The sequence below is a fragment of the Polaromonas sp. genome, assembly GCF_013817205.1.
Lineage (GTDB): Bacteria > Pseudomonadota > Gammaproteobacteria > Burkholderiales > Burkholderiaceae_C > Polaromonas.
This window is the reverse complement of the sequence record NZ_JACDDD010000020.1, coordinates 41476-48354: the sequence shown is the minus strand read 5'-3', so window position 1 is coordinate 48354 and position 6879 is coordinate 41476. Positions and strand designations below refer to the sequence as shown.

12 protein-coding genes are annotated in these 6879 nt (G+C 62.1%); 6 read left to right on the top strand and 6 right to left on the bottom strand.

Annotation, left to right across the window (positions count from 1 at the left end; genetic code table 11):
- The 6 genes from H0W47_RS06910 to H0W47_RS06885 form a co-directional block, all read left to right on the top strand.
- The coding region (locus H0W47_RS06910; RefSeq protein WP_296922221.1) for an EamA family transporter at positions 1–509 on the top strand (509 nt) is incomplete at its 5' end.
- Positions 510–524: 15 nt separating this feature from the next.
- Positions 525–1358, top strand: coding sequence for a DUF429 domain-containing protein (locus H0W47_RS06905; RefSeq protein WP_296922218.1), 834 nt, complete (start codon positions 525–527; stop codon positions 1356–1358).
- 93 nt (positions 1359–1451) lie between these two features.
- Positions 1452–1823: a DUF2784 domain-containing protein gene (locus H0W47_RS06900; RefSeq protein ID WP_296922215.1), complete on the top strand. Its 372-nt coding sequence runs from the start codon at positions 1452–1454 to the stop codon at positions 1821–1823.
- Positions 1820–2314, top strand: a complete 495-nt coding sequence (locus tag H0W47_RS06895; protein ID WP_296922211.1) for a thermonuclease family protein — start codon at positions 1820–1822, stop codon at positions 2312–2314. The genes H0W47_RS06900 and H0W47_RS06895 overlap by 4 nt, the downstream gene beginning before the upstream one ends.
- 118 nt (positions 2315–2432) lie before the next feature.
- Positions 2433–2630 carry a CsbD family protein gene (locus tag H0W47_RS06890; RefSeq protein ID WP_296922208.1) on the top strand — a complete coding sequence of 66 codons (198 nt, stop codon included), beginning with the start codon at positions 2433–2435 and terminating at the stop codon, positions 2628–2630.
- 35 nt (positions 2631–2665) lie between these two features.
- Positions 2666–3130 (top strand): BON domain-containing protein, encoded by a 465-nt coding sequence (locus H0W47_RS06885; RefSeq protein WP_296922205.1) that lies wholly within the window; start codon positions 2666–2668, stop codon positions 3128–3130.
- Positions 3131–3301: 171 nt separating this feature from the next.
- On the opposite strand, the gene H0W47_RS06880 is transcribed toward H0W47_RS06885, so the two are convergent.
- The 6 genes from H0W47_RS06880 to H0W47_RS06855 all read right to left on the bottom strand — a co-directional run bounded on the left by H0W47_RS06880 (position 3302) and on the right by H0W47_RS06855 (position 6770).
- Positions 3302–3616: a BON domain-containing protein gene (locus H0W47_RS06880; RefSeq protein ID WP_296922203.1), complete on the bottom strand. Its 315-nt coding sequence runs from the start codon at positions 3614–3616 to the stop codon at positions 3302–3304.
- Positions 3617–3710: 94 nt separating this feature from the next.
- Positions 3711–4145, bottom strand: coding sequence for a hypothetical protein (locus tag H0W47_RS06875; protein ID WP_296922201.1), 435 nt, complete (start codon positions 4143–4145; stop codon positions 3711–3713).
- Between the two features lie 19 nt (positions 4146–4164).
- Positions 4165–4530, bottom strand: a complete 366-nt coding sequence (locus H0W47_RS06870) for a hypothetical protein (protein ID WP_296922199.1) — start codon at positions 4528–4530, stop codon at positions 4165–4167.
- 33 nt (positions 4531–4563) lie between these two features.
- Entirely contained in the window at positions 4564–4965 is a 402-nt protein-coding gene (locus tag H0W47_RS06865) for a hypothetical protein (protein ID WP_296922195.1), read from the bottom strand.
- Between the two features lie 71 nt (positions 4966–5036).
- Entirely contained in the window at positions 5037–5201 is a 165-nt protein-coding gene (locus H0W47_RS06860; RefSeq protein WP_296922192.1) for a DUF1328 domain-containing protein, read from the bottom strand.
- Between the two features lie 219 nt (positions 5202–5420).
- On the bottom strand, positions 5421–6770 hold the full coding sequence (locus tag H0W47_RS06855) for a CHASE3 domain-containing protein (protein WP_296922190.1): 1350 nt from the start codon (positions 6768–6770) through the stop codon (positions 5421–5423).
- Positions 6771–6879: the final 109 nt, after the last annotated feature.

The following is a 6879-nucleotide window of genomic DNA, read 5'->3' as shown; positions in this document are numbered from 1 at the left end:
TCCTCGGCGTGGTGGGTGGCGTGTTCCTGATCGCCGGCGAACCCGGCTTGCTGCGCGCAGCGCACGACCCGGCACAGCGTCAGCGGGTTCACAAGGGCATGGTCTACGGCTTGCTGACTGGCGCCTTCATTGCCAGCTACACCGTGGTGGACGGTTATGCAGTGAAGTTTTTGCTGATGTCGCCCATCCTGATCGACTGCCTCGGCAATTTTGTACGGCTGGCGCTGCTGGCGCCTGCAGTGCTGCGCGACCGGCCAACGGCATGGCTGCTGTGGAGACAGCAGTGGAAATACGCCTTGCTGGTTGGCACGCTCAGCCCGGTGTCCTATGTGCTGGTGCTGTACGCGATGCAGGTGGCGCCGCTGTCGCATGTGGCACCGGCGCGTGAAGTGTCCATGTTGTTTGCCGCGCTGATTGGCGGCCACCTGCTGGGCGAGGGCGATCGCCTGCAGCGTGCATTGGGCGCGGCCCTGATCGCGCTGGGCGTGATGGCGCTGGCCCTCGGTTGACGCGAAAATACATCCATGGATGCTGCAACGCCCCTGCTGGTCGGATGTGATTTTTCAAGTGCCCCGACGCGCCGCAAACCCATCGTGCTGGCGCTGGGTTCGTGTGCCAGCGGGCGCGTGCAGCTCGGCCGCCTGCTGCACCTGGCCTCGCTCGACGAATTTGATATTTGGTTGCGCCAGCCCGGCCCCTGGCTGGGCGCTTTTGACCTGCCTTTCGGGCTGCCGCGCGAGTTGGTGGAACAACTCGGCTGGCCGCTCGCCTGGCCTGCGCTGATGGCGCACTACGCTTCGCTGAGCCGCGCTGATATCCGCCAGACTTTTGCTGCGTTTTGCGATGCGCGGCCGGCCGGGGGCAAGTTCGCCCACCGCGCCACCGACCGGCCTGCTGGTTCCAGCCCGTCCATGAAGTGGGTCAATCCGCCGGTGGCCTGGATGCTGCACGCGGGCGTGCCACGCCTGCTGGCTGCCGGCGTGCACCTGCCGGGCCTGCACGAGGGTGACCGTTCGCGTATCGCACTTGAAGCCTATCCCGGTCTGCTGGCGCGCGAGGTGCTCGGCAACCGGTCCTACAAAAGTGACGACCGCCTCAAGCAAACGCCGGAGCGGCTGATCGCGCGCAAAGACCTGGTCACTGCGCTGGAGATGGGCCAGAGCCGTTTGGGCCTGCGCCTGAAGCTCACCCACGCCCAGCGCGACACTCTGGTCGACGACGCCCGCGGCGACGGACTCGACGCTGTCCTGTGTCTCATGCAGGTGGCCTGGGCGCAGGCGCAACATATGCAAGGCGCACCGCGTTACGGCCTGCCCGAGGTCGTTGACCCGATCGAAGGCTGGATCGTCACGGCCTGAATCCGGCCTTATCCCTGCTGATCAAAAATACATGAACAAATCGACCTCCAGCCCCCGTTCAGTCTGCGTAAGCAGCTATAAAAAGAGTAGCAAATGATGGCCTCCTGGCTGGCCGATGCGGTGCTGCTGGTGCATCTGCTGTTTATCGTGTTTGCCCTCGGTGGCGGATTACTGGCCTTGCGCTGGCGCTGGATGCCGTGGCTGCACCTGCCTGCGCTCGCCTGGGGCGCGACGGTGGAGTTCACCGGCTGGACCTGCCCGTTGACGCCGCTGGAAAATGCCCTGCGGCAGGCCGGTGGCGCGGCCGGTTATGCAGAAAGTTTTATAGAACGCTACCTGCTGCCCCTGATCTACCCGGGAGCGCTGACACGTGAGTTGCAGTTTGTACTGGGTGGCGCGCTGCTGCTGATCAACGCGGTGGTCTATGCCCTGGTGTGGCGCCGCCAGCGCCGGTACCCGTCATGACCCGAAGAAACGCCATGGTTGTGGTTCTGGGGATGGCGTGGGCGCTGCAGTCCGGCGCGGCGCAGGCATGGGGCGGCACGGTCACCCGGGTCAGCGACGGCGACACCTTGTGGGTCCGTCCGGCAAGCGGCGGCAAGCCAGTGAAGGTGCGTATCGCCGGCATCGATGCGCCGGAGATTTGCCAGGCACATGGCCAGGCAGCGCGTGCCGCCCTGGCGCAGCGTTTGCTCGGCCGTTCTGCTGAATTCGAGACGCGGCGCAAGGACGATTACGGCCGAACCGTCGTGGTGTTGCGCCACGATGGTGAGGATATCGCCGAGTGGCTGGTCGGCCAGGGGCACGCATGGGCGTATGGTTTTGGCCGCCATGGCGGCCCTTACGCAGCGCAGCAGGCCCTGGCGCAGGCCGCCAAGCGCGGCCTTTTTGCCGATCACATGGCGCTGGAGCCCCGCCTGTTTCGCCGGCGTCATGGCGCCTGTTCCTGGCAGTGAATACTGGAGGCCGGCGTCCTACATGGAATTGCGCACGCGCTGACGAGTCATCACGGGGAATAAAACTACAGTGAATTCACCCCTGCCATACCGGCAGGTTTTACCCGAAGGAATCACCATGAACAAGCATCAAGTTGAAGGTCGCGTCGAAGAAGCCAAGGGCAAGGTCAAGGAAGTGGCCGGCCGGGTAGTCGGCAATGAAAGCCTTGAGGCCGAAGGCATGACCGACCAGGTCAAAGGCAAGGCGCAGTCCGGGTACGGCGATGCCAAGGAAGACGCCAAGGACGCGGTTAAAAAGGCCGTCGACAAGCTCTGAACTGCAGGCCAGCCGGTCCAGAACGGAGACTGACCATGACGCAGCATTTTATTTTTTGGGGCGCTGCCCGCCGCCCTCTGGCTGCGACCGTGTATTCAGTCGCCGTGCTGCTTGCACTGGCTGCTTGCAACAAGGCCGACGACGGGAAAACCGTTGGGCAGTCGGTCGACTCGGCCATCGCTAAGACCGAGCAGGCGGCCCGAGATGCGGGCAACGCCATGAAAGATGCTAGCAAGGATGCCCAGGCGTCGGGCAATCAGGCTGTGATCACCATGGGGGAAAAAATTGACGATGCAGTCATCACAACCTCTGTCAATGCGAGCCTGGCCAAGGATCCGGACCTGAGCGCCACCAAAATCAATGTGGACACCAAGAATGGCGTGGTCACCCTCAACGGCCCCGCGCCAACAGCCGCCGCCAAGGACAAGGCCACCGACCTGGCCCGGCGGGTCAAGGGCGTGACTTCCGTGAACAACCAACTGGTCGTATCAGCGAGCTGACATTGCCGCAACCCCACCTGAGCGCCGCCTTCGGGCGGCGGCTTTTTTTTGGCGCCCGCCACGCGCCCCCGTCGGCTACCGGCAAACAAACAAAAGCGGAGCGCGGCGCGTTAGCACCAGGCCCCGTTTTTTGCTGACCGGGCGCAAACGCCAGGTCATGCTACCGTGGTGTTAAGGACGAACGACGATGTCGTTGCGTACTGCGCGCACATTTTTTGTGTCGCGCGCCAGGTTTTCAGCTTGGGCTTTTTCAGTTGCCGATTTGGCAAAACCGGACAGTTGCACCGTGCCGTTCAGCGTTTCCACGCTGAGGGCGCTGGCGGAGACAGTTTTGTCAGCAGCAAACTTGGCTTTGACAGCCGTGGTGATGGCAGCGTCATCGACGTAGGCGCCAGCTGTCTGCTGACCACGACCCACGGCGCAACCGGTGCTGATGATGGTGATGCCGGCGAGGGCGGCGAAGGCAATTGCGCGAGCGTATTTCATGGTGTTTTCCTTGAGGTTTATAAATTCGTTTGGTGCAAAGAGTTAAAAGGCTTGCCGACTGACGGCACCACACCGGTCGGTTTGCATAGAGGTTTTATCGGGGGCGGTCTGGCGGCCCGCCGCGCAGCATGGACTGCACGACACCCGATAGTTCGGTAGACTTGAGCAATGCCAGTGCCACGCCAGTGACAGAAATAAGTCGCCACGGCCGTAGCAATACCAGCGCAGAGCCAGTGGCTGCAGCAATGCCCAGCATTTTCACGGGATGTCTCTCGGCAATTCCCTGCATCATCGGTGTGGCCACATCGAGCGCCAGCTGCGCAGGATGCGAGCGCCACCACGAAGCGGCGACCTGCTTGACCAAACCCCATGATCCGGAAGAAGCGTTTACGCCACTTTCTCGAATGACGTCTTTGGATTCCTCGCCGTCAGCGTTATCGGATACAGGGTCTTCGCCGTTCATGTCGCGAACAATTGCCTGGCGGCTTGCGGCAAGCCGTTCCACGGCGGAGGGTCTGGCAGTGGTCATAAAACGGTCTGAAAATATTTCACGCGGCGGAACGCAAGGCTTGCGCATCGCGATCAAACTGCGCCCTAACCTCCGAAAAATGGCTCGGAGGGAGCAGTTTTTGCGCCTTGAAGAATGCCGCCAGGGTCAGCACAAGCGGGACCGCAGGCACCGCGACCAGGGCCCAGTGAAACTGGTTGGTGACTGCCCCTAGCATGATCGCGACGCCGGCCAGAATCAGGAACAACATCGCACCAACCGCCGCCAGCGCCCATATAAAGGCTCGCCGAATCAGGTCCACGCTGGCCTCTGACGCTTCTTCCCTGATCAGCTCCGCATATCCCCCCAAATGATCAATCAGGAGGTTGGGCCGGCGGATCAGCGTCGAGATAAAGGGGTGCAGCATGATGAAGAGCGGGCGTGGTCCGGTATGGGCGGCTTACTGGGAGTCGTGGTGACGGGCAGCAGCCACCAGCAGGGCAACGGTGGCGCCGACGGCTGCGGCAATCAGTACGGCCTTGACCGGCTCGTTGGCGACATAACGCGTGGTGACGTCGGCATAGCGGTGCATGGAGCGCCGTGCACGTTCGCTGGCTTCGGCGGCCATGTCCATGCTCTGACGGGCCAGCTTCTGGGCCTGGGTTGCGAGTTTGTCGACCATGGGGTCAATGCTGCCGCGCAATTGGCGGACCTTGCTTTCGGCATTGTCCAGCGTTTCATTGGCAAGGCTGCGGCTGCTTTGGACAGCGTGTTCGGCGCCATTGAGCATTTGCTCGGACAGATGGCGTGCACCGGAGAGGGTGTCATGGGTCGATGGGATGCTGGAGCTTGTGGTTTTCATGGTGGGGTTCCTGGTAGTTAAAGGGGGGCGGTTACCCCGGAGATCCGGGTAACAGCGGAGAGGGTTGGATATCAGTTTCTTTTCATCAGGCCCAGCACAAAGCTGACCACCGCGAAGATCGCGAAGATGAAAAAGAGAATCTTGGCAATTTCGACGGCGCCGGCGGCAATGCCGCCAAAGCCAAACACGGCGGCGATCAAGGCAATCACCAAAAAGACGACGGAATAGTGCAGCATGTCAATCTCCTTGCAGGGCGGGTTGCGGCGCTCGCAATTGAAACACCTCTGGCAAGCTTAGAGGCGAGGCGGCGCGTGCTTCATCGGTGTGTGCCGGATGGCCCTGTGGGGTTGCAGGATGACGCGCTGTAGGACGAAACCGATCCAGCCGTCGAGGGTTTTCGGGTGCTAGGCGGAGGTGGGCCGGCTCGCGTCTGGCCGTGAAAATGCCGGCTTGGGTCAGGAGGCAAGCGCTATTTTTGGCAACACCGCAGAAATGCGTGTGCCCTCGCCGGGACGTGATGCCACCGTGAGCTTGCCCCCCGCAGCCTCGACACGGTGCCGCATGCCAGCCAGGCCATGGCTGCTGGCGCCGATCTTGAGGCTGTCGAAACCCTTGCCGTCGTCCTTGACCTCCACGGCGATGTAGCTGTCGAAGTTGTGCAGGCTGATCTCGGCCCGTTGCGCCTCCGCATATTTGCCGATGTTGGTCAGCGACTCCTGCACCAGCCGGTAAACCGTGAGCTGCGCCGCGCCGCCCAGCTCCACCACTTCCAGGTCGGTGCTGATGCCGAGCCCCGACCGGTCTTCAAACTCCCGCGCCAGAATCTCCAGAGAGGCAACCAAGCCCAAGTGCGACAGTGATGAGGGGCGCAGGTCTTCGACGATGCGGCGTTTCAGCGCGATGCCGCTGTTGAGCGTCTCTATCAGGTGCTGGATGCGCTCGGTAGCTTCGGGTGAAATGATGCCCAGGCGCGACTTGATGCGTGCCACGTCAAGTTTGGCTGCCGTCAGGAGGGCGCCCAATTCGTCGTGCAGTTCCCGAGCCAGATGGCCGCGCTCGTCCTCGCGCACCTGCTGGAGATGGGTGGCCAATTCGGCCAAGGTGGCGGTGCGCTCGCGCACTTCCTTGTCGAGCTGGTCGCGTTCGCGCTGCAGGGATTCCTGCTCACGCTTGCCGGAGTTCAACAAGGCCTGGGTTTGCCGCAAATACATGTAAAACGCAAGCAGCCCGGCGAGTGCCATCACGGCAATGCCCAGGCGCGCCAACTGCATGGACCTGGCGATTTGTGCCTGGGCAACCTGCATTTTGGTGTTGCTGGACTGAACCAGCTTGCCAATCTGGGCACGAATGGCCTTCATTTGCTCCATGCCGACATCGGTGGTCAGCACAAATTTCCAGGCCTCTTCGTTGCCCTGCCTGCGCATGCGCACGCTCAGGTCCATCTCTGCCAGCTTGCGCGACACATCGCGCGACAGCACAGCGAACTCGGCCAGATCGGCAGGGTGGGCCGCGTAAAGCCGCCGTAGAGCCTCCAGCGTCTGGTTGATCTCGGCAGTTGCGACGTCATAAGGCTCCAGGTATTTGGGGTCCCCCGTCAGCAGGTAGCCGCGCTGACCGGTTTCGGCGTCAAGCATGTGCTGCAGCAGGCGATTGACCACACTGCGGGTTTCCTGCGCCGCTTCGATGTTGATCGTCGCCTGGGTGGACAGCCGGAAGCCAACCTCGTTGATGAAGATCAAAATGGCGGCCGCCAACACTGCCAGCGGCAAGCTGATCGCCATTTTGGGTACTGCAAACCATCTCATCCTGATCTCCGGTCCGTATTTCAATCGATAATTCGTGAATAATCGCTTTTGGGACAAAAAGCCCGGCGTAATTACGTGGCGCCGTGTCGGAGCATTGTGCCGCGTTGAA

Coding starts and splice junctions, on each gene's coding strand:
- H0W47_RS06905 (WP_296922218.1), top strand. CDS start 525: ATGGATGCTGCAACGCCCCTGCTGGTCGGATGTGATTTTTCAAGTGCC.
- H0W47_RS06900 (WP_296922215.1), top strand. CDS start 1,452: ATGATGGCCTCCTGGCTGGCCGATGCGGTGCTGCTGGTGCATCTGCTG.
- H0W47_RS06895 (WP_296922211.1), top strand. CDS start 1,820: ATGACCCGAAGAAACGCCATGGTTGTGGTTCTGGGGATGGCGTGGGCG.
- H0W47_RS06890 (WP_296922208.1), top strand. CDS start 2,433: ATGAACAAGCATCAAGTTGAAGGTCGCGTCGAAGAAGCCAAGGGCAAG.
- H0W47_RS06885 (WP_296922205.1), top strand. CDS start 2,666: ATGACGCAGCATTTTATTTTTTGGGGCGCTGCCCGCCGCCCTCTGGCT.
- H0W47_RS06880 (WP_296922203.1), bottom strand. CDS start 3,616: ATGAAATACGCTCGCGCAATTGCCTTCGCCGCCCTCGCCGGCATCACC.
- H0W47_RS06875 (WP_296922201.1), bottom strand. CDS start 4,145: ATGACCACTGCCAGACCCTCCGCCGTGGAACGGCTTGCCGCAAGCCGC.
- H0W47_RS06870 (WP_296922199.1), bottom strand. CDS start 4,530: ATGCTGCACCCCTTTATCTCGACGCTGATCCGCCGGCCCAACCTCCTG.
- H0W47_RS06865 (WP_296922195.1), bottom strand. CDS start 4,965: ATGAAAACCACAAGCTCCAGCATCCCATCGACCCATGACACCCTCTCC.
- H0W47_RS06860 (WP_296922192.1), bottom strand. CDS start 5,201: ATGCTGCACTATTCCGTCGTCTTTTTGGTGATTGCCTTGATCGCCGCC.
- H0W47_RS06855 (WP_296922190.1), bottom strand. CDS start 6,770: ATGAGATGGTTTGCAGTACCCAAAATGGCGATCAGCTTGCCGCTGGCA.